Origin of the sequence: Pseudomonas sp. Larv2_ips, assembly GCF_963879675.1 — a bacterium.
Taxonomy (GTDB): domain Bacteria; phylum Pseudomonadota; class Gammaproteobacteria; order Pseudomonadales; family Pseudomonadaceae; genus Aquipseudomonas.
The window spans coordinates 222,076-243,671 of the sequence record NZ_CAWOAW010000006.1 but is presented as its reverse complement, the minus strand read 5'-3'; the positions used below and the strand labels follow the sequence as shown (position 1 = coordinate 243,671).

Here is a 21,596-nt window from a genome sequence, read left to right as displayed (position 1 = left end):
TCACATTTTTGATTTATGAACACCGTCAAATGTGGGTGCTGGCTTGTCGGCGAAGAGGCCATCAGCCCTAACGAAAATCTTACTGACCGGCCACCTTCTCGGACTTGCCGTCATAGCGCTTGCGCCATTCAGTCAGGATGCTGTCGCGGTTTTTCGAAGCCCAGGCGAAGTCGTTCTTGATCAGGCGTTGCTCATAGTCGGCGGGCAATTCGGTCTGCGGCTTGGCGATACCGGGCTGGGCAAGTACGGCAAAATTGTCTTTGTACAGGTCCATCGCCGCCGCGCTGGCGGAGAAGTCCGCGAGCTTTTTAGCCGCATCGGCGTGGGCAGTGCCCTTGATCACAGCAGTCGCTTCAATGTCCCAGCCCAGGCCTTCCTTGGGCAGGATGATGTCCAGCGGCGCGCCCTGGCGTTTCAGTTGAACGGCGGGGTATTCGAAGGAAATACCAATCGGGAACTCACCCGAAGCCGCCAGCTTGCACGGCTTGGAACCGGAGTGAACGTACTGGCCGATGTTCTGGTGCAAATCGTCCATGTACTGCCAGCCCTGCTTCTCGCCGAAGGTTTGCAGCCAGGCACTGACATCCAAAAAGCCGGTACCGGAAGAGGCCGGGTTGGGCATCACGATTTTGCCCTTGTACTCAGGCTTGGTCAGGTCTTGCCAGCTCACCGGCTTGGTCAGGCCCTGCTTCTCGGCTTCGATGGTGTTGAAGCAGATGGTTGCGGCCCACACGTCCATACCGACCCACGCCGGCGGGTTGGCAGCGTCGCGGTAGTTTTTGCCGATCTTGTCCAGGCCCTTCGGCGCATAGTTATCCAGCATGCCTTGCTGATCGAGAATCGCCAGGCTAGAGGCAGCCAGGCCCCAGACCACGTCGGCTTGCGGGCGGTCTTTCTCGGCCAAAAGCTTGGCGGTGATGATGCCGGTGGAGTCGCGCACCCATTTGATCTCGACGTCGGGATTGGCCTTTTCGAAGGCCTGTTTGTAGGTCTTCAACTGCTCGGCTTCGAGGGCCGTGTACACAGTCAGCTCGGTCTTGGCGAAGGCATTCAGGCTGAATGCGGTGAGTACAACAGCGACCAGCGCCAGGGGCTTGAACATGGAGCACCTCCTTCAAGGATGTTTATTGGCCGGGCGCGGTCTGGCGCCAGGCTTGTGAGCGACGCAGTGCGCCACGTGAGGCCCACGCCAGCAGCAGCGAGACGCCGGCCGAGGTGAACAGAATCAAGGTCGACATGGCCGCCGCACCGCCCACGTTGCCAGCGTCGTCCATGTTCAATACGGCGACGGCGGCGAGGATGGTGTCGGGGCTGTAAAGGAAGATTGCGGCCGACACGGTGGTCATCGCCGACACAAACAGGTAGCGCACGATGTCCAGCAGCGCCGGCAGGCAGATCGGCACGGTGACACGCAGGTAGTGGCGGTACAGCGGCGCTTTGAGCGACAGCGCGGCGGCTTCGAATTCGCTGTCCAGCTGGCGCAAGGCCGTGGTCGCGGTCATCTGCGCGGTGGTCAGATAGTGCGCAATGGTGCACACCACCAACAGGGTCATAGTCCCGTAGAACACATGCAGCGGGTTGCCGACCAAATTGAAAAAGAACACGTAGCCCAGGCCCAACACCAAGCCCGGCACGGCCATCGGCACAAAGCTGAGCATGCGCAGCGCCAGGTTCAGGCCCTTCTGGCTTTTGGTCTTTTCCATCAGGTAGGCGCCGGTGAAGATCAACACGCTGCCGATCAGCGCCGTGCACAGCGCCATGGTCAGGCTGTTGCGGTAGGCCAGCCAACCGCCGCCGGCCGTGTCTTCGAACTGGTAGTGGTTGAGCGACAACGACAGGTTGTACGGCCAGAATTTCACCAGCGAGGAGTACACCGCCATGCCGAATACCAGCAGCAACACCGCGCAGATCAGCAACACAATGGCCAGGTAGCAACCATCGCGCAGCCGCGAGGGTGCCGGCTGGAACACCTGGGCGCGGCCGCTCATGGCATCGCCCTGCCGACGGCGCAGCCAGGCATCGACGCCAAAGCTGAACAGCGCCGGTAGCAGCAACACCATGCCGATCAACGCGCCGCGACCAAACTGTTGCTGGCCGACCACCGCCTTGTAGGCTTCCAGCGCCAGCACCTGATAATCGCCGCCGACCACGACGGGCACACCGAAGTCGGTGATGGTCAGGGTGAACACCAGACAAAACGCGGCGAACACCGCTTGGCGCGTGGCCGGCCAGGTGATGCTGCGAAACGCCCGCGCGGGGCTGGCGCCCATGCTCGATGCCGCATCGAAAAGCCGCGCATCCGCCAGCGACAGAGCCGACAGCAGGATCATCAAAGCGTGTGGGAAGGTGTAGATCACCTCGCCCAGAACAATGCCCCAGAAGCCGTAGATATTGTCCGAGAGCACACCGCGCAACAGGCCTTGGTTGCCGAACAGGTACACCAGCGCAATTCCCGGCAGCATCGACGGCGCCATCAACGGCAGCAGTGACAGACCACGCCACATCGCTTTGCCGGGAATCAGCGTGCGTTGCAGGGCGTAGGCAAAGAGGTAGGCCAGCGGTACGACGATGGCCGCCACGCTCAGGGAGACTTTCAGGCTATTGCCCAGCAGCCAGTGGAAGTTAGCGCTCGTCAGCATTTCCCGCGCCGCAGCAAGACCGCCGCCCTGCCCGGCTTCACTGCTGAAACCGCGCCAGAAGATCGCCAGCAATGGCAGCAATACGGCGACACCCAGCAGCACCAGCCACAGCAGTTTGCCGCCGAGCACAAAAATACGGTCGCCGTTTTCGGCGCGCGATACCGGGCGCGGCAGTGTCATCACAGCCGCCATCTCAGGCAAACACCTGCAGGCTGCGCGGCGGCAAGGCGACCCAGATGTCCTGGGCACCCAGGCGTGGCATGGCTTCCGGGGCCAACTCAGCCAGCAGCGCGTGGCCGGGCAATTGTTCCAGTTCAAACCGCATGCGGCAGCGGTTGCCAAGAAACGTGATCTCGCGAACCTTGGCCGGGAACAGGTTTTCTTCATGCACCGGCGGGTTGACGCTGATGGCTTCCGGGCGGCAGAACAAGCGCCCGGATTTCGCCATGCCAGCATCGTCGGCCAGGCGCATGTTCATCCCGCCAACCTGGGCATGGCTCGCACTGTTGCGGCTGAACGGCAGCCAGTTACCCTGGCCGACAAACTCGGCCACAAACGGCGTGGCCGGGCGGTCGTAGATTTCCTGGGGCGTGGCGTATTGCTCAACCTTGCCGTTGTTCATCACGGCAATGCGGTCGGCCATCAGCATGGCCTCGTCCTGATTGTGGGTGACCATCAGTGTGGTGATACCCAGGCGCCGCTGCAGCTGGCGCAGCTCGGTGCACAAATGCTCGCGCACACGGGCGTCAAGGGCCGACATGGGCTCGTCGAGCAGCAACAGCGATGGCGCCGGTGCCAGGGCACGGGCCAGGGCGACGCGTTGTTGCTGGCCGCCGGAAAGTTGGCCAGGGTATTTCTTTTCGCTGCCCAGCAGGCCGACCAGTTCGAGCATCTGGCCAACACGCGTGCGCACCTCATCGCGACCGCTGCCGGTGAGGCCGTAGCCGATGTTCGCCTCGACGGTAAGGTTGGGAAACAGTGCGTAGGACTGAAACAGAATGCCGTAGTCCCGCGCCTGCGGTGGCAGCAGGGAAACGTCGCGGTTGCCCAGGCGCAGCTCACCACTGTCCTGGCGTTCCAGGCCGGCGATGCAGCGCAGCAAGGTGGTTTTGCCGCAACCGGACGGGCCCAGCAGGCACACCAGCTCGCCGGCGGCGACGTCCAGGGACACATTGTCCAGCGCAGTGAAGGCACCGAAGCGTTTCTGGATACCGCGCACCGTCATTGGCGCGCCGGGGTGGGTCAGGGCTGTGTTCATGGAGGCACCTCATCAAACTGATGAAGGCCATGCTAGGTGGGCAATGCGTACCTGGTGTGGCAGGAAGGCAAAACGCGGTGATAGTGGTATTGGTGGATTTGGGTAGGATTTGGAGACTGTGTCGTCAGGGCTGACGCCATCGCGGACAAGCCCGCTCCCACATTTTGATTTGTGAACGCATTCAAAGGTGGGAGCTGGCTTGCCTGCGATGGCGATTGCAATGCCACAGCAAATCTCAGAGTGGCGACATTTCCTGCGCCAACCCAAGAAACGCAGCCGGCAGGCGCGCCGACTTTCGTTCCTTGAGGCAGTACAAATACTCCGGAATCTGCGGCGCGTTCTCGATGGTCAGCACGCGCAACTGCGGGTCATGAGGCACTTCCTGACGAGCGATGATGCTGATGCCGATATTGCGCAGCACCGCCTCGCGAATCGACTCACGGCTGCCAATCTCCAGCAGCGGCCCGTAACTCACGCCGGCGCCCTGCAGCATTTCTTCGGTCAGCCGCCGCGTGGTGGAGCCTGCTTCACGCATCAGCAAGGTATGCCCGGCCAACGCATTGAGCGGCACGTGATCGAGCTTGGCCAAGGAATGGTTGCGGTGCACCGCCAACACCAAGGGATCGGTGCCGAGCACGCGGCGAATCAGGCGGGGGTCTTCCAGCAGTTGGGAGGACGCGGCGACATCGACGCGGTAATCGTCCAGCGCTTCGAGCACCTGCTGGGAGTTGCCGATTTCTACCGACACCTCCACTTGCGGCAGGCGTTCGCGAAAGGCTTTGACCAGGTCGAGGATGTAATACGGCGCCGTTGCGGCAATCCGTAACGTGCCCTGGACCTGTCCGTTGTTGCGCAGGAAGAACTCGATGTCGGCTTCCTGCTGCAACAGCGCCTTGACCATCGGCAGCAGGCGCGCGCCGTCGTCGCTGACGGTGAGGCGGCGCCCGCCACGGTAGAACAGCTCAACGCCGTATTGGCTTTCCAGGTTGCGAATCTGGGTAGTCACCGTGGGCTGGCTCAGCCCGAGTTTTTTCGCCGCCTGGGTAATGCTGCCCAGGCGGGCGACCATAAAAAACGCCTTTAACTCGGCACTCAGCACACCACCCTCACATCAATTATTTGCGCAACAGGCGCAGGCCATTGAACACCACCAGCAGGCTTACGCCCATGTCGGCGAACACCGCCATCCACATGGTCGCCATGCCGAGGAAGGTGACTGCGAGGAAGATCGCCTTGATCACCAGCGCCAGGGCGATGTTCTGCTTGAGGATACTCGACGTTTGCCGGGAGAGCCGAATGAAAGCCGGGATCTTGCGCAAATCATCGTCCATCAAGGCCACGTCGGCGGTCTCGATGGCGGTGTCGGTACCGGCGGCGGCCATGGCAAAACCGATCTCGGCGCGGGCCAGCGCCGGGGCATCGTTGATGCCGTCGCCGACCATGCCCACGCGGTGGCCTTGGCCGTAAAGGGTCTCGATGGCTTGCAGTTTGTCGGTGGGCAACAGGTCGCCCTGCGCCTGGTCGATACCAACCTGAGCCGCAATCGCCTGGGCGGTGTGGGTGTTGTCGCCCGTGAGCATCAGGGTCTTGATGCCCAGGTCGTGCAGTTGCTGGATGGCTTCGCGGCTGCTGTCCTTAACCGTGTCGGCCACGGCGAACAACGCCAGCGGCCCGGACTTGTCGAGCAGCAACACCACGGACTTGCCTTGTTTCTCCAGCGCGAAGAGCTTTTCTTCAAGCTCGGGTGAACACAGGCCAAGGTCTTCCACCAGGCGGTGGTTACCCAAGTGATAGGTTTCACCGTTGATATCGCCGCGCACGCCACGCCCGGCCAGGGCCTCGAAGTTATCCACAACGTGGCTCTGCAGGTTTTTATCCACAGCCGCATTGGCGATGGCCAACGACACCGGGTGGTCCGAGCGCCCGGCCAGGCTGGCAGCCAGGGCCGGCGCACTGTCTTCGATATTGGGAAACAGCGCCAGGTAATCGGTTTGCACCGGTTTGCCGTGGGTGATCGTGCCGGTTTTGTCGAGGGCCAGGTAGTCGAGCTTGTAACCGCCTTCCAGGTACACACCGCCTTTGATCAGGATGCCTTTACGCGCGGCCGCGGCCAGGCCGCTGACGATGGTCACCGGGGTGGAGATCACCAACGCGCAGGGGCACGCGACGACCAGCAGCACCAGGGCGCGGTAGATCCAGTCGAACCACACGCCCGCCATGAACAGCGGCGGGATAATCGCCACACCCAGGGCAAACAAGAACACCGCCGGGGTGTAAACCTTGGCGAAGGTGTCGACAAAGCGCTGGGTCGGCGCCCGAGCGCCTTGGGCCTGTTCCACGGCGTGAATGATGCGCGCCAGCGTTGAGTTGTTCGCCGCTGCGGTGACTTTGTATTCCAGCGAACCGGCCTGGTTGATGGTGCCGGCGAAGACTTTATCGCCCACGCCCTTTTCAATCGGCAGGCTTTCACCCGTGATCGGCGCTTGGTCGATGGTGGATTGGCCGGCGGTGACTTCACCGTCCAGGCCGATGCGCTCGCCGGGCTTAACCCGCACGATGGCGCCAAGCTCGATGCTTTTGACTTCTTGTTCGATCCACCCGCCGTCGGCTTGCTGCACCGTGGCTTGTTCCGGGGTCATCTGCATCAGGCCACTGATGGCATTGCGCGCTCGGTCCAGGGACTTGGCTTCGATCAGCTCGGCGACGGTAAACAGGAACATCACCATCGCTGCTTCCGGCCATTGGCCGATCAGGATCGCGCCGGTGACTGCGATGCTCATCAGCGCGTTGATGTTCAGATTGAGGTTCTTGAGCGCGATCCAGCCTTTTTTGTAAGTGGTGAGACCGCCGCTGAGGATCGACACCAACGCCACCAGTGCAATCACCCACGTCGGGGCTACACCGGTGAAATGCAGCACTTCAGCGCCCAGCGCGCCGACGCCGGACAACGCCAGCGGCCACCAGTGTTTCTTGGCCGGCGGCGCGGCGGCGGGGGCGCCTTCTTCGATGGGGTCGGCCTGCATGCCGATGGATTTGATCGCGTCGATGATCGGCGCAGTGCTCGGCAGGTCATGGGTGACGCCGAGGATACGGTTGATCAGGTTGAATTCCAGCTGCTGCACGCCGGCGAGCTTGCCCAGTTTGTTCTGGATCAGCGTCTGCTCGGTGGGGCAGTCCATGGCTTCGATGCGAAAAGTGCTCAAGCGCGAGCCCGCAGTCGGCGCTTCGCTCAACGTGACCACGGCAGGCGCTGCCTTGCTGGAGCAGCACGTGTCGCCGTGGCTGGCGTGGTCGTGCTTTTTGACCGGCGTCAGTTTGGCGCCGTGATCGTGGCTATGGCTATGGTCATGGTCATGGTCATGATCGTGCTTGTGATCATGCTTTTTGGGGGTGTGGATGGAATCGCTCATTCTGTCGCGTCCGTAAAGGTGCCTGTTGCCAAGTAAAGACCCTGTAGCCACTATAGGGTCAAGCACCCATTTGGAGATTGCTGCGATGAAGATCGGTGAATTGGCCAAACTGACCGACTGTCAGGTGGAAACCATCCGTTATTACGAGAAGGAAGGCCTGCTGCCGCCACCTGCGCGCACTGACGCCAACTACCGGGTGTACACCCAGGCGCACACCGAGCGGCTGATCTTTATCCGCAACTGCCGCAGCCTCGACATGACCCTCGAAGAAATCCGCAGCCTGCTCGGGCTACGCGATAGCCCCCAGGACCAATGCGAAAGCGTGAATGCGTTGATTGATGAGCATATCCACCACGTGAAAGCGCGGATCGATGGACTGCTGGCGTTACAGGAACAGTTGCTGGACCTGCGCCAACGCTGCGGCGGTGGGCCGGGATTGGATCAATGCGCGATTTTGCAGCGACTGGAGGTCAGCGGCAGTGTGGCGGCCAGCGAGGCTGAGCCTTCGCACGTGGGCAGAAGCCACGGCCATTAACTCAAGTGAACACCGACCCAATGTGGGAGGGGGCAAGCCCCCGATAGCGGTGGTTCAGTCACCCGGTGGGCGACTGACAGACTGCCATCGGGGGGCAAGCCCCCTCCCACACAAGCCCATCCATTAAGACCAAGACAGTCTTTAGATGGCCACGTCAGCCTTGATGCTTGGGTCCGCGTCGTAGCCGACGATTTCAAAGTCTTCGAACTTGTAGTCGTAGATCGACGCCGGTTTGCGCTTGATCACCAGCTCCGGCAGCTTCTTCGGCGTACGCGCCAGCTGGGTGCGGATTTGTTCCATGTGGTTGCTGTACGCGTGGGTGTCGCCAGTGGTGACGATGATCTCGTGCGGGATCAGGTCGCATTGCTGGGCCAGCATGTGGGTCAGCAACGCCAGCGCGGCGGTGTTGTATGGCAGGCCGAGGAAGACGTCGGAGCTGCGGATGTACAACTGCATCGACAGATGGCCGTCATGCACAAATGCCTGGTACAGCAGGTGGCACGGCGGCAACGCTTGCTTGCCGTTGCGCGCGTTTTCCTGCGGGCTCTTGGTTTCGTCCGGCAGGTATTCGACGTTCCAGCCGTGGAACAGGATGCGACGGCTGTTGGGGTTGTTCTTCAACGTGTCGACCATGTAGTCGATCTGGTTGATCTTGCCGCCGTCCTTGGTCGGCCAGGCGGTCCACTGCTCGCCGTACACCGGGCCCAGGTCACCGTCTTCGGTGGCCCACTCGTCCCAGATTTTCACGCCGTTTTCGTTCAGCCACTTGATGTTGGTGTTGCCACTCAACATCCAGATCAATTCATTGGCGATGCTTTTGAAGTGAAGCTTCTTGGTGGTCAGCAGCGGAAAGCCGTCGGCCAAGTTATGCCGATACTGACGGGCGAACACAGCCTTGGTGCCGGTGCCGGTGCGATCGCCCTTGGTCAATCCATTGGTCACGACGTCGTTCAGTAGTTCGAGATATTGCTTCATGTAAGTACCCGTAGCGTAGAAGCCGAGGCTCTGCAAAAGCCTCGGCATTCGAATTTAAAGCGCGGCGTTCTTGATGCCCTGCGGACGGTTGTAAGCCCACCACAGCAGGCCCAGGCCCGCCAGAATCATCGGCATGCTGAGAATCTGCCCCATGGTCAACCAGCCCCACGCCAGGTAGCCCAGCTGTGCATCCGGCACGCGCACGAACTCGACGATAAAGCGGAAGATCCCGTAGAACAGCGCGAACATCCCCGACACGGCCATGGTTGGGCGTGGCTTGCGCGAGAAGATGTACAGAATCAGGAACAGTGCCACACCTTCCAGGGCGAACTGGTAGAGCTGCGACGGATGGCGCGGCAACTGCGCCGGGTCGCTGAATGGCGGGAACACCATGGCCCACGGCACGTCGGTCGGCTTGCCCCACAACTCGGCGTTGATGAAGTTACCGATCCGCCCGGCACCCAGGCCAATCGGCACGAACGGCGCGACGAAGTCCATCAGCTGGAAGAACGACTTGCCGTTACGGCGGCCGAACCACCACGCGGCGATCATCACGCCGACAAAGCCGCCGTGGAACGCCATGCCGCCCTTCCACACCTCAAAAATCAGCGTCGGGTTGGCGATATAGGCTGGCAGGTCGTAAAACAGCACATACCCGAGCCGCCCGCCGACGATTACGCCCATCGACATCCAGAACACCATGTCGGAGAGCTTCTCCTTGGTCCAGGTCGGGTCGAAACGGTTCAGGCGCCGGGAAGCCAGCAGCCAGGCACCGCCGATGCCGATCAGGTACATCAACCCGTACCAGTGGATTTGCAGCGGACCGATGGCCACGGCCACCGGGTTGATCTGCGGGTAAGGCAGCATTGCGACTCCTCGTTAAATCATTAGTCATGGCGCACCGGACCATGCCGGTGTGCGATTAAGCCTGCGTTACAGCCGCTATTTCAAATTAAGAAGTTCACACGCGCCCAATAGCCCCGCATGTTAACGGATGGAAGGCGTGCGGCCCAACTTCGATACGATGGAACGCCCGCGTTTGTCTGGGTAGAGTGGAGCAAAACACAAAGGGGAACGCCTTATGTGCCTGATTGTTTTCGCCTGGCGACCGGGCCACGCCCATCCGCTGATCGTCGCGGCCAACCGTGATGAGTTCTACGCCCGCCCCAGCCTGCCGCTGGCCCAGTGGCCGGATGCGCCGCACATTTACGCCGGCCGCGACCAGGAAGCCGGTGGCACCTGGCTTGGGGTCAGCGCCGAGGGGCGCTTTGCGGCCCTGACCAATATCCGCGACCCGCACCAGCCGCCGTCACGTAAGTCGCGCGGGGAACTGGTGGCGCGATTCCTCGGCAGTTCACTGTCAATTGACGACTACTTGGCCGACGTTAACGGCCGTTCGATTGAATACGCCGGATTCAACCTGTTAGTGGGTACGCAGAATGAGCTGTGGCATTACAACGCCAATGAGACTACGCCGACGCAACTGAAGGCCGGGGTTTATGGGTTATCCAACGCCGGGCTGGATACGCCATGGCCAAAGCTGGTCAAGGCCAAGGCGGCATTTGGCGAATTATTGGAAAATCCGCAGCCGCAGGCTTTGCTGGACATACTGAGCGACCCGCAGACCGCGCCGTTTGCCGACTTGCCGGACACCGGCGTGGGGTTGGCGACCGAGAGTTTGCTGTCGAGTGTGTTTATTGCCAGCCCCAGCTATGGGACTCGGGCGAGTACGGCGCTGATTGTGAATGCGGATGGGTCACGGCGGATGGTGGAGCGTAGCTTCGGGCCGCTGGGTGGCCGACTGGGTGAAGTCGAACTCAACATTTAGCGGTGACTGGACTGGCACCATCGCAGGCAAGCCAGCTCCCACAGTTGGAATACATTCCCCTGTGGGAGCTGGCTTGCCTGCGATGGCCGCGCCTCGGTCTAGAGGGTTTTCGCCGAGGCCGGGTTGATCATCCGCGTCAGCCCCAGGTTCTTCAGCGCCAACTGCAGCGAGCTGTGGATAACTTGCGGGTTGTCGATGGTCATCAGCTCGGCCAGCAATTCCTTGGCCATGCTCAGCTCAACCTGGCGCAGCATCCACTTCACCTTCGGCAAGTTAGTGGCGTTCATCGACAGGCTGTCAAAGCCCATCGCCATCAACAGCACCGCTGCGGCCGGGTCGCCGGCCATTTCACCGCAGATGCTCACCGGTTTGCCTTCGGCATGGGCGTCGCGCACCACATGTTGCAAGGCTTGCAACACCGCCGGATGCAGGTAGTCGTAGAGGTCGGCCACCCGTGGGTTGTTGCGGTCCACGGCCAGCAAGTACTGGGTCAAGTCGTTGGAGCCGACCGAAAGGAAGTCCACCTGCCGCGCCAGCTCTTTAGCCTGGTACACCGCCGCTGGAATTTCGATCATCACGCCAATCGGCGGCATCGGCACGTCGGCACCTTCGTCGCGCACTTCGCCCCAGGCGCGGTGAATCAAATGCAGAGCCTCTTCCAGCTCATGGGTGCCGGAGATCATCGGCAACAGGATGCGCAGGTTGTTCAGGCCTTCGCTGGCCTTGAGCATGGCGCGGGTCTGCACGAGGAAAATTTCAGGATGGTCGAGGGTCACGCGAATGCCGCGCCAGCCAAGGAAGGGGTTGTCTTCCTTGATCGGGAAGTAAGACAGTGACTTATCGCCGCCGATGTCCAGGCTGCGCATCGTCACCGGCAACGGGTGGAAGGCAGACAGTTGCTCGCGATAAATCGCCAGCTGCTCCTTCTCGCTCGGGAACCGTTGGTTGATCATGAACGGCACTTCGGTGCGGTACAGCCCTACCCCTTCGGCGCCGCGCTGTTGCGCGCGGGCCACATCGGCGAGCAGGCCGGTGTTGACCAGCAGCGGCACGCGGTGGCCGTCGAGGGTCACGCACGGCAGTTCGCGCAGCGAATCGAGGCCCAGCGCCAGTTGTTTCTCTTCTTCCACCACCTCGGCGTATTGCTTGCGCAACAGCTCGCTGGGGTTGGTAAAAACTTCGCCGCGATGCCCATCGACGATCATGTCGATGCCGTCAACCTTGGAATACGGCAGGTCCACCAGGCCCATGACCGTCGGGATACCCATGGCCCGGGCCAGGATCGCGACGTGGGAGTTCCCCGAACCCAGAACCGAGACCAGGCCCACCAGTTTGCCTTCCGGCACTTCGCCGAGCATGGTGGCGGTCAGCTCTTCACTGATCAGGATGGTGTTGTCGGGGTAGACCAGGTTGGTGGTGCGGTCTTCCTGCAGGTAGGCCAGCAGACGGCGACCAAGGTCACGCACATCCGAGGCACGCTCGCGCAGGTAGGCGTCGTCCATCAACTCGAAACGGTTGACGTGATCGGTGACCACTTGGCGCAGCGCGCCCTGGGCCCACTGGCCGGTCTTGATCACGGTTTTGACTTCATTACCCAGCGACGCGTCGTCGAGCATCATCTGGTACACGTCGAACAGCGCGCGCTCTTCGGGGCGCAGTTGCGTGGCCAGCTTGGTCGACAGGTTGCGCATGTCGGCGCGCACGCCTTCCAGGGCGGTCTTGAACAGTTTGATTTCGGCGTCGATGTCGTGGACGGTCTTGTCCGGCACCACATCGAGGTCGGCCGGTGGCAGCATGACCACCGCCGTACCGACGGCAGCCCCCGGCGAACCCGGCACGCCGACGAACTTGGCTTCCTGGATGCCCTTGCCCTGACGGCCCAGGCCGCGAATCGAGCCCGTCGCCTCGGCGTGGGCAATAACCCCGGCGAGCTGCGCGCTCATGGTCACGAGGAAGGCTTCTTCACCTTCGTCGAACTGGCGGCGTTCTTTTTGCTGGATGACCAACACGCCGACAACGCGGCGGTGGTGAATGATCGGTGCGCCGAGGAACGAGGCGTAGCGCTCTTCGCCGGTTTCGGCAAAGTAGCGGTAACGCGGGTGATCGGCCGCGTTTTCAAGGTTCAGGGGTTCTTCACGCGTCCCCACCAGGCCCACCAGACCTTCATTGGGCGCCATGCTGACCTTGCCGATGGAGCGCTTGTTCAGGCCCTCGGTGGCCATCAGCACAAAACGGTTGGTCTCGGGGTCCAGCAGGTAAACCGAGCAGACCTGGCTGCCCATGGCTTCCTTGACGCGCAACACAATAATCCCCAACGCCGCCTTGAGATCCTTGGCGGAGTTAACTTCCTGGACGATCTTGCGCAGCGTATTGAGCATGGCTCGGGGTCGAACTCCGTCGTCAGTCGCGCGCTAAAAGGCGCGGGGCAAGCTCTTTGAGAGCGCGACGATAAACCTCGCGCTTGAATGTCACCACCTGGCCCAACGGGTACCAATAACTGACCCAACGCCAGCCATCGAACTCCGGTTTACCGGTCAAATCCATCCGCACCCGCTGCTCGTTGGAGATCAGGCGCAGGAGAAACCATTTCTGCTTCTGGCCGATGCACAGCGGTTGGCTGTGGGTACGCACCAGGCGTTGCGGCAAACGATAGCGCAACCAGCCACGGGTACAGGCCAGAATTTGCACATCTTCGCGCTCAAGGCCGACTTCTTCATTCAACTCACGGTACAAGGCGTCTTCAGGGGTTTCGTCGGGGTTGATTCCGCCTTGAGGAAACTGCCAGGCATCTTGGTTGATTCGGCGAGCCCATAGCACCTGTCCGGCATCATTCGTAAGAATAATCCCGACATTAGGACGGAAACCATCGGGGTCGATCACGGCAACAACCTCGCAAACGCATGTCACCGCATTGTTCCACAAACGTTGTTCCAGCGGCAACGAGGCTTCTTACCTTATGTGCACTCTTGTGAAAAGACCGTATTCTGGACGCCTTTTTACAGACTTTTCAGCGAGTAACTGCAATGCGCCTGGCTTTATTCGACTTGGACAACACGCTTCTGGGCGGTGACAGCGATCACGCCTGGGGCGATTACCTCTGCGAACGCGGGATTCTCGACGCGGTGGCCTACAAGGCCCGCAACGACGAGTTTTACCAGGACTACCTGGCCGGCACGCTGGATAACGCCGAGTACCTGAACTTCTGCCTGGAAATCTTCGGCCGCACCGAGATGGCCCAGTTGAACGAGTGGCACAACGACTACATGCGCGACTGCATCGAGCCGATCATGCTGCCCAAGGCCATGGAACTGCTGGCCAGGCACCGCGCTGCGGGCGACAAGCTGGTGATCATCACCGCCACCAACCGCTTCGTCACCGCGCCGATTGCCGCACGCCTGGGCGTTGAAACCCTGATCGCCACTGAGTGCGAGATGGAAAATGGCCGCTACACCGGGCGCAGCACCGACGTGCCGTGCTTCCGAGAAGGCAAGGTGACGCGTTTGAATCGTTGGCTGGAAGAGACCGGCTATAGCCTGGAAGACAGCTACTTCTATAGCGACTCGATGAATGATCTGCCGTTGCTGGAGCAAGTGACCCACCCGGTGGCGGTGGACCCGGATCCGAATTTGCGGGCTGAGGCCCAGAAGCGAGGCTGGCCGGTGATTACGCTGCGTAGCTGATGGCCCTATCGGGGGCAAGCCCCCTCCCACCTTTAACCGAGTAGATCCTTTGGAATACGGTCGAGTGTGGGAGGGGGCTTGCCCCCCGATGCAGCCGACACGGTTTAAAGCCTTAAACCGGCTTGGCGCCCATCAACCCGGCAATCGCCACAAACCCCACCAGGCTGACCACCGCCAGCGCCAACGTGAAATTCAGGCTACCGCCCTCGCCTTTACGCAGGCGATTAAGCCGCGCCACCAGCCAGAACCAGGCCAGCGCCGCCACGGTGTAGAGGATGCTGGAGCCCAGAATCCAGGTTTGCCCCAGCGGCCAGCCGATCAGGTGCACCAGCCACCAACCGGTAAACGGCATGCTGACCATGCACACCCCCATCAGTAACCACACAAACGCCCACGGGCGTTGCACGGTAGCGGTCGGACCGGCGCTGCGTTTGCGCCAGGCCAGTATCGCCAGGCCCAGGCCGCTGAGCAGCAGTAACACAGTGGCGGTGATGTGGATCACCTTGAGGGTGGTCAGCGTTTCCATGGTCTTGATTCCTTGAAGGCCGCTCAGTCAGCGTAGTCGCTTAACCGAGGAACAGCTGGTAGGCCGGGTTTTCGCTTTCATCCCAGTACGGGTAGCCGATTTGCGCCAAGGCCGCCGGCACCAGATGGCGCTCGTCCGCCGGCACTTGCAGGCCCGCGACCACACGGCCATCGGCCGCGCCGTGGTTGCGGTAGTGGAACATCGAGATGTTCCAGCGCCCGCCCAGTTTGTTAAGAAAGTTGAACAGTGCGCCCGGACGCTCCGGGAACTCGAAACGCAACACCAGCTCATCGCTGACTTTGGCCGCGTGCCCGCCGACCATGTGGCGGATATGCAACTTGGCCAGTTCGTTCTCGGTCAGGTCCAGCACCGGGAAACCCTGACTGGTGAGGCTGGCGATCAGCGCGCTGCGCGGGTCGTTTTCCGGGTGCGTCTGCACGCCGACGAAGATGTGCGCCTCGCGGCCGGAGTGATAACGGTAGTTGAATTCGGTGATCTGGCGCTTGCCCACAGCCTCGCAGAACGCCTTGAAGCTGCCCGGCTGCTCGGGAATGGTCACGGCGATGATGGCTTCGCGGCCTTCACCCAACTCGGCGCGCTCGGCCACGTGGCGCAGGCGGTCGAAGTTGACGTTGGCGCCGGAGTCGATGGCTACCAGGGTTTGACCGGTGATGCCCCGCGTTTCCACGTATTTCTTGATACCCGCCACGCCAAGTGCGCCAGCAGGCTCGGTGATGGAGCGCGTGTCGTCGTAGATGTCCTTGATCGCCGCGCAGATCTCATCGGTGCTGACGGTGATCACTTCGTCCACATAGTCTTTGCAGATATCGAAGGTGTGCTGGCCGATCTGCGCCACCGCCACGCCATCGGCGAAGATGCCGACGGTTGGCAGCACCACACGCTCGCCCGCCGCCATGGCGGCCTGCAGGCAGTTGGAGTCATCCGGTTCGACACCGATGATCTTGATTTCAGGGCGCAGGTATTTCACGTACGCCGCGATACCGGCGATCAGTCCGCCGCCGCCCACCGGTACGAAAATTGCGTCCAGCGGCCCAGGGTGCTGACGCAGAATCTCCATCGCCACGGTGCCCTGCCCGGCAATGGTGTGCGGATCATCGTAGGGGTGAATGTAAACGTAGCCTTTTTCGTCGACCAGTTTCAGCGAGTAGGCCAGGGCTTCCGGGAAAGAATCCCCGTGCAGCACCACTTTGCCGCCACGCGAACGCACGCCTTCCACTTTGATTTCCGGGGTGGTCTTGGGCATCACGATGGTGGCCTTGACCCCCAGCACCTTCGCCGCCAGGGCCAGGCCCTGGGCGTGGTTGCCGGCAGACGCGGTGACCACGCCGCGCGCACGTTCCTCGCTGCTCAGTTGGGTCAGCTTGTTGTAGGCGCCGCGAATCTTGAACGAGAACACCGGCTGCAAGTCTTCACGCTTGAGCCAGACCGTGTTGCCCAGCCGCTCGGAGAGCTGGCGCGCGGTCTGCAAGGGGGTTTCTACGGCAACGTCGTAAACGCGCGAGGTGAGGATCTTTTTGACGTACTGTTCAAGCATCGGCGGGAATCACTGAGCAGGTTGGGCAGGGCCAAGGAGTCTAACCCGGCTTTTGGCCGGGCGACCACACGAATACCGAGGTTTTGTTGGGTTATACTCGCCGCCCTCGATAACTCCCCGCCCGTTCCGGAGCCCGCATGACCCAGGATCAACTCAAACAGGCAGTGGCCCAGGCCGCCGTCGATTTAATCCTTCCTAAACTCGACGACAAGAGCATCGTCGGTGTCGGCACCGGCTCCACCGCCAACTGCTTTATCGATGCACTGGCACAGCACAAAGGTGCATTTGACGGCGCCGTGGCCAGTTCCGAAGCCACCGCCGCACGCCTCAAGGGCCATGGCATTCCGGTGTACGAGCTCAATACCGTGAGCGACCTGGAGTTCTACGTCGACGGCGCCGATGAAAGCGACGAACACCTGAACCTGATCAAAGGCGGTGGCGCAGCCTTGACCCGCGAGAAGATCGTCGCGGCCGTGGCCAAGACCTTTATCTGCATCGCCGACGCAAGCAAGCTGGTGGCGGTACTCGGCGCGTTCCCACTGCCAGTGGAAGTCATCCCGATGGCCCGCAGCCACGTAGCCCGCGAGCTGGTGAAGCTGGGCGGCGACCCGGTGTACCGCGAAGGCGTGTTGACCGACAACGGCAACATCATCATTGATGTGTTCAACATGCAGATCACCAACCCGGTGGAGCTGGAGACGCAGATCAATGCGATCGTCGGCGTGGTGACCAATGGGTTGTTCGCCGCGCGTCCGGCTGATGTGTTGCTGCTGGGCACTTCTGAAGGCGTGAAAACCCTGAAGGCTTAAAAAACCGCGAATCCCCCTGTGGGAGCCGGGTTTGTGTGGGAGCGGGCTTGCTCGCGAATGCGCTGTGTCAGTCGCTGGATCAGTGGCCTGACACACCGTCTTCGCGGGCAAGCCCGCTCCCACATTTGCGATGGGCTGGCCTCGATAGTTATGTAACAAAAACGCTACTTTTCGCTGCATCCCCTCGCCAACATCGTGCGCCACCTCGCGGCATGTCACACCTCACTCAGTATCAAACCCGTTACAAATTACAGCCAGGCGACTCACGCGTTTAACAATGCGCCACTTTGCAATCGCTCAAGGAATGAGGCGCGCATTGTGCAATGGGTCTGGGCTTGACCTTCCCCATCACCTCAAGGACGACCTTGTGATAAAGCCCCTAGCCCTCGCGATCAGCGTGGTCGGCAGCCTGCTGTCGACACATACCCAGGCCTACGATTACGGCCAGCACGCCAACACCACCCTGGAAAAGCTGATCAACGATTACCCCGGCCGGTATCGCGGCACCGCCAATTTCGCCGGCGCAGCAGATTGGATGCAAAGCCAGATGGGCTCGGCCTATAGCCTCAGTCGCCAGAACTTCACCTGGAACAACGGCACTCGCGCCTCGCAAAACGTGGTGGCCTACGCCGCCGGCACCACGCCGCAGTACGTGGTGATTGGCGCGCATTTTGACACCTACTTCGGCCGCCCGACCCTGCAAGGCCTGGACGACAATGGCTCCGGCGCCAGCGTGCTGACCGAAGTGGCGAAGAACCTCGGCGGTCTGCAACTGGAAAACGGCCTGCAAATCGTCGGCTTCGGCGCGGAAGAGGAAGGCCTGCGCGGCTCCAAGGCGTTTGTCGACTCACTCAGCGCCAGCCAGCGCGCGAACATGCTGGCAATGATCAACCTCGACAGCCTGATCACCGGCGACATGATGTACGCCCACGCCGGCCAGAACAGCACGGCCAATCCCGCCCTGGCCTCGCTGCGCGAACACACTTTCCAGATCGCCAAGGAATTGAACATCCCCCTGTTCACCAACCCTGGCCTGGACCCGCAATACCCCAAGGGCACCGGCTGTTGCAGCGATGGCGAGCCGTTCGAGCCGCTGAAAATCCCGATTCTGTATATCGAAGCCACCCACTGGGAGCTGGGCGACCTGGACGGCTACACCCAAACCAACAACCCGAAAATTCCGGGTGGCTCGACCTGGCATGACCCGGCCGAGGACAACAAGGCCGTGCTCACCGACGCCTTCGGCCAGGCGCGCATCGACCAGCGCCTGCGCGACTATTCGCGCCTGCTCAGCCGCCTGGTGCTGGAGCTGACCAACGCCGACCTGATGGCCTCGACTGCCTCCGGCGGCGCCGTTGCACGCAACATGCAGGACAACCTACAGCGCCAGCACCAAGCCATGGTGCGCCTGCATGATCGCCGCTGGCTGAGCTTGCAAGCAGTCAGTCGCGAGGTTGGCAGCTTTGACGGCGAGGTTGGCGTGGACGGTGAATACACCCCGAACAGCGGCTTCGACAGCCCGCTCAACCCTCAAGCGCGGCGTTTGGGCGTGCATGCGCTCGGCGACTACCAACTCACGCCCAGCCTGAACATCGGCGCCAGCCTGAGCTACCTCAACGGTCGCGACAAACTCGAGCACCGCGGCAAACTCGACAGCGACACCTGGCAGGCCGCGGCCTACGCCTTGCTCAACGACGGCGGGCCGAGCTGGCTGGCCGGCGACCTGAGCGTGGGTCGTGCGCGCTTTGATGCCAAGCGCAACTTGTTGATCCAGGCCAATGGCGGCCCGGTCTTGCTCAATCAGCAACTGAGCGGCAACACCGACGCATTGTCCTTGGGCGCGCGCGTCCTGGGCGGCTATGACTTCGACGTCGGCGCGGTCAAGAGCGGTCCGTTTGCCGGTCTGGATTACAGTCACTCGCGCATCGATAAATTCCACGAAAAACAGAACCTGCGCACGGCGCTTGAGTACCAGCAGCAATCTTTCGACTCCCTGGAAGCCAGCTTCGGTTGGCGCGTGCGCGGTGCCGTCGCCCTGCCCTATGGCGTGAGCCTGCTGCCTTACGGCGACATCGCCTGGGTCAAGGAATTGGCTGACGGGCGTCTCGACGACCTGCAATTGACCGCCCGCGCCGACGGCCGGGCGCGCACCGCCAAACTGGGTGCCGTGGACAAAAGCTTTGGCCGCGCCCAAGTCGGCAGCCAGCTGGCGATCACCCCGCAACTGGGCGTTTACGCCGAGGTAAACAGCCGCCTGGGGCATGCCGAAGGCAGCCAGACCGGCTATTCGCTGGGTGTGCAGTGGATGTTTTGATCAGGGTTTCTTGAACACGTAAAACAGGTTCGGCTCGCTGACGAGGTACAAGCTGCCTTCGTCGTCCATGGCGATGCCCTCGGCCTGAGGCACACGTTTTTGCAGGCCATGGCGCCCGTTGAGCAGAGAAAGGCTGCTGAGCGGGCGACCGTCGATGTCCAGCTCCAGCACCAGAAACGACTCATCCGACAGCGCCAGCAGATGGCCGCTGCGCTCGTCGTATTGCAAACTCGACAGATCGCGTACAAACAGTCCGGCATCGCGCTTGGGGTTGTTGATGACGTGCACCGAGTAGGTTTTTTCCGGCTTGAAATGAGGGAAACCGTGCACCTCGTAAATCAGCATCGGGTCACGTTCCTTGGCCACAAACAGGCGCTTGCCGACCGAATCGTACGCCAGGCCCTCGAAACCCTTGTTGCCGCCCATGTGTAAACCCAATGTCATCTGCTCCGCATCGGCGGCGTCGAGGAACTGGGTGTCGTCGTTCACGTGCACTTTGATCAGCCGCTGCTGATGCTCATCGCTGATCACGTAGATGTTATCGCTGATGAACTCCACGGCCTCGGCATCGCCAAAACCCACCAGTGGAATGCGCCGCAAAATCTTGCCGTCCAGGGACAGCTCGACCAGCTCGGCGTTTTTATTGGTGACGGTAAACAGGCTTTTGCGCACCGGGTCATAGGTGAGGGCCGAGACATCATCGTCGAGGCCTTCGATCACCTTGGCTTCCAGGCTGACACGATAATCGGCCAGGCCGATGGAGCGCTCATCGGCCGGCTGGCGCCAGGCCTGCCAGTTAAACCATGCGCGCTCGAACAGACGCAATTGCTGTGCGACCACACCGGCGGCTACCAGGGCGATCAGCAGCACAGTAAAAAACGCGGGTTTGGGGCGGGCGAATCGACGCATCAGGGCAGCTCGGAGTCAAAAAGTGGCGAATGAATATCACGCCTGTCTGAATTTAAACTTAAACGCTGCCGGATGTCTGGCGAATGCCGCTATTGGAGAAATGCCCGACGTAATGGTGGGTTATTTTTGTTTTTCGAAACGGTAGAACAGGTTCGGCTCACTGACCATGTACAAAGTGCCGCGCTCGTCCATGGTCACGCCTTCGGCACGCGGAATGGTGCGCTTGAGGCCGTTGAAGCCGCCGAGCAAGGTCATGAAGCTGACTTGCTCGCCCTTTTCATCCAGCTCCAGCAACAGGTGGGAGTCGGCCGACAATGCAAGCAAGTGGCCGGTACGCGGGTCCACGGCAAGGGCCGACAGGTTGCGCATGTCCAGCTCGGTGCTGGCGAGTCTTTGCTTGTCGCCTGTCAGCGTGGCGCCATCACTTTTCCAGGTAAACAGCGCCGGTGGGCGCTCCTCGCCCAGCACGAGCTGTTGATTGCGCTTGTCCCACGTGATGCCTTCGAAGGCTTTGTTCTGATCCTTTGACGGGCCGAGGTCGTAGCTCTTGAAGTCAGCGATATTCAGTTGCTGGGTGCCGGCATCGACTTTCACCACGGTGAGCGTGTGCATGCGCTCATCGACAATGGCCATCAGGCCGTTCTCCATCATCGTCAGGCCTTCCGGGTTGTTCCAGCCGTTGAGTGGCATCTTGCGCAGTACATCGCCTTGCAGGCTCAACTCAACCAGGAACGGGTTTTTGCCCATCACTGAAAACAGGGTTTTGGTCTGCGGATTGTAGGAAAGATCCGAAGCCTCATCCTTCTCCATGCCGGGCAGCAACTTGCCGTCAATGACCGCATGGTAGTCCGGCAGCCAGACGCTGGCCTGCTGCTCAGCCGGCGTCTCAAAGCGTTCCGCCACCCACAGTACGCCACGATCATCCCAATGCATGAGCCAGGCAACGCCATACACAATCGCCCCGGCGAGGAACAGCCAGGAATACCAGCGCAGGGCAAAGCGTGAACGGGGTTTGGGTGCAGCGGAGGGCAAAGTCACGGCCATTGAGCGCTTTTCCGGAAAGTCAGCGTTAGGTGATAGCACAGGATCAGCGGGCCCGCGCGCAGGAGGGTGTGGATTATCCGGATGGCGTGTGAAAAAAATGCAAAAGCAGGGATT

At 61.4% G+C, this 21,596-nt stretch carries 18 protein-coding genes; 5 read left to right on the top strand and 13 right to left on the bottom strand.

What is annotated here, in order from left to right:
* Nucleotides 1-79: 79 nt before the first annotated feature.
* The 5 genes from AACV02_RS02475 to AACV02_RS02455 all read right to left on the bottom strand — a co-directional run bounded on the left by AACV02_RS02475 (nt 80) and on the right by AACV02_RS02455 (nt 7,307).
* The gene (locus tag AACV02_RS02475; protein WP_119737403.1) at nt 80-1,102 is read right to left on the bottom strand and encodes a putative 2-aminoethylphosphonate ABC transporter substrate-binding protein; all 1,023 of its coding nucleotides are present in this window, start codon (nt 1,100-1,102) and stop codon (nt 80-82) included.
* A 22-nt stretch (nt 1,103-1,124) separates the two neighbouring features.
* Nucleotides 1,125-2,831, bottom strand: coding sequence for a putative 2-aminoethylphosphonate ABC transporter permease subunit (locus AACV02_RS02470; RefSeq protein WP_119737401.1), 1,707 nt, complete (start codon nt 2,829-2,831; stop codon nt 1,125-1,127).
* Between the two features lies 1 nt (nt 2,832).
* Entirely contained in the window at nt 2,833-3,897 is a 1,065-nt protein-coding gene (locus AACV02_RS02465; protein ID WP_106575715.1) for a putative 2-aminoethylphosphonate ABC transporter ATP-binding protein, read from the bottom strand.
* Between the two features lie 235 nt (nt 3,898-4,132).
* Nucleotides 4,133-4,996, bottom strand: a complete 864-nt coding sequence (locus AACV02_RS02460) for a LysR family transcriptional regulator (protein ID WP_119737399.1) — start codon at nt 4,994-4,996, stop codon at nt 4,133-4,135.
* Nucleotides 4,997-5,012: 16 nt separating this feature from the next.
* On the bottom strand, nt 5,013-7,307 hold the full coding sequence (locus tag AACV02_RS02455) for a heavy metal translocating P-type ATPase (protein ID WP_119737397.1): 2,295 nt from the start codon (nt 7,305-7,307) through the stop codon (nt 5,013-5,015).
* 85 nt (nt 7,308-7,392) lie between these two features.
* On the opposite strand from AACV02_RS02455, the gene cadR reads away from it, so the two are divergent.
* A complete protein-coding gene (cadR, locus tag AACV02_RS02450; RefSeq protein WP_119737395.1) occupies nt 7,393-7,842 on the top strand; it encodes a Cd(II)/Pb(II)-responsive transcriptional regulator in 450 nt (149 codons plus the stop codon).
* Between the two features lie 141 nt (nt 7,843-7,983).
* On the opposite strand, the gene AACV02_RS02445 is transcribed toward cadR, so the two are convergent.
* A complete protein-coding gene (locus AACV02_RS02445) occupies nt 7,984-8,817 on the bottom strand; it encodes a thymidylate synthase (RefSeq protein WP_106575719.1) in 834 nt (277 codons plus the stop codon).
* Nucleotides 8,818-8,871: 54 nt separating this feature from the next.
* The gene (lgt, locus tag AACV02_RS02440; protein ID WP_056857664.1) at nt 8,872-9,684 is read right to left on the bottom strand and encodes a prolipoprotein diacylglyceryl transferase; all 813 of its coding nucleotides are present in this window, start codon (nt 9,682-9,684) and stop codon (nt 8,872-8,874) included.
* Between the two features lie 214 nt (nt 9,685-9,898).
* On the opposite strand from lgt, the gene AACV02_RS02435 reads away from it, so the two are divergent.
* The gene (locus tag AACV02_RS02435; protein ID WP_119737392.1) at nt 9,899-10,645 is read left to right on the top strand and encodes an NRDE family protein; all 747 of its coding nucleotides are present in this window, start codon (nt 9,899-9,901) and stop codon (nt 10,643-10,645) included.
* Nucleotides 10,646-10,743: 98 nt separating this feature from the next.
* On the opposite strand, the gene ptsP is transcribed toward AACV02_RS02435, so the two are convergent.
* Nucleotides 10,744-13,023 carry a phosphoenolpyruvate--protein phosphotransferase gene (ptsP, locus tag AACV02_RS02430; protein ID WP_119737390.1) on the bottom strand — a complete coding sequence of 760 codons (2,280 nt, stop codon included), beginning with the start codon at nt 13,021-13,023 and terminating at the stop codon, nt 10,744-10,746.
* Between the two features lie 22 nt (nt 13,024-13,045).
* Nucleotides 13,046-13,525, bottom strand: a complete 480-nt coding sequence (locus AACV02_RS02425) for an RNA pyrophosphohydrolase (RefSeq protein ID WP_003176750.1) — start codon at nt 13,523-13,525, stop codon at nt 13,046-13,048.
* A 143-nt stretch (nt 13,526-13,668) separates the two neighbouring features.
* Between AACV02_RS02425 and AACV02_RS02420 the strand changes: the two genes are divergently transcribed.
* Nucleotides 13,669-14,325 carry an HAD family hydrolase gene (locus AACV02_RS02420; RefSeq protein ID WP_119737388.1) on the top strand — a complete coding sequence of 219 codons (657 nt, stop codon included), beginning with the start codon at nt 13,669-13,671 and terminating at the stop codon, nt 14,323-14,325.
* Between the two features lie 112 nt (nt 14,326-14,437).
* On the opposite strand, the gene AACV02_RS02415 is transcribed toward AACV02_RS02420, so the two are convergent.
* Both AACV02_RS02415 and ilvA read right to left on the bottom strand, forming a co-directional pair.
* Entirely contained in the window at nt 14,438-14,851 is a 414-nt protein-coding gene (locus tag AACV02_RS02415; protein WP_119737386.1) for a DUF2269 family protein, read from the bottom strand.
* Nucleotides 14,852-14,891: 40 nt separating this feature from the next.
* Nucleotides 14,892-16,406 carry a threonine ammonia-lyase, biosynthetic gene (gene ilvA / locus AACV02_RS02410; RefSeq protein ID WP_106575723.1) on the bottom strand — a complete coding sequence of 505 codons (1,515 nt, stop codon included), beginning with the start codon at nt 16,404-16,406 and terminating at the stop codon, nt 14,892-14,894.
* Between the two features lie 137 nt (nt 16,407-16,543).
* Between ilvA and rpiA the strand changes: the two genes are divergently transcribed.
* Together rpiA and AACV02_RS02400 are read left to right on the top strand one after the other, a co-directional pair.
* On the top strand, nt 16,544-17,215 hold the full coding sequence (gene rpiA, locus AACV02_RS02405; protein ID WP_119737384.1) for a ribose-5-phosphate isomerase RpiA: 672 nt from the start codon (nt 16,544-16,546) through the stop codon (nt 17,213-17,215).
* 367 nt (nt 17,216-17,582) lie between these two features.
* Nucleotides 17,583-19,529 carry an autotransporter domain-containing protein gene (locus AACV02_RS02400; protein ID WP_119737382.1) on the top strand — a complete coding sequence of 649 codons (1,947 nt, stop codon included), beginning with the start codon at nt 17,583-17,585 and terminating at the stop codon, nt 19,527-19,529.
* Here the strand turns inward: AACV02_RS02400 and AACV02_RS02395 are convergent, their stop codons facing one another.
* Nucleotides 19,530-20,438, bottom strand: coding sequence for an SdiA-regulated domain-containing protein (locus AACV02_RS02395; RefSeq protein ID WP_106575726.1), 909 nt, complete (start codon nt 20,436-20,438; stop codon nt 19,530-19,532).
* A 120-nt stretch (nt 20,439-20,558) separates the two neighbouring features.
* Entirely contained in the window at nt 20,559-21,482 is a 924-nt protein-coding gene (locus tag AACV02_RS02390) for an SdiA-regulated domain-containing protein (RefSeq protein WP_119737379.1), read from the bottom strand.
* Between the last annotated feature and the right edge of the window lie 114 nt (nt 21,483-21,596).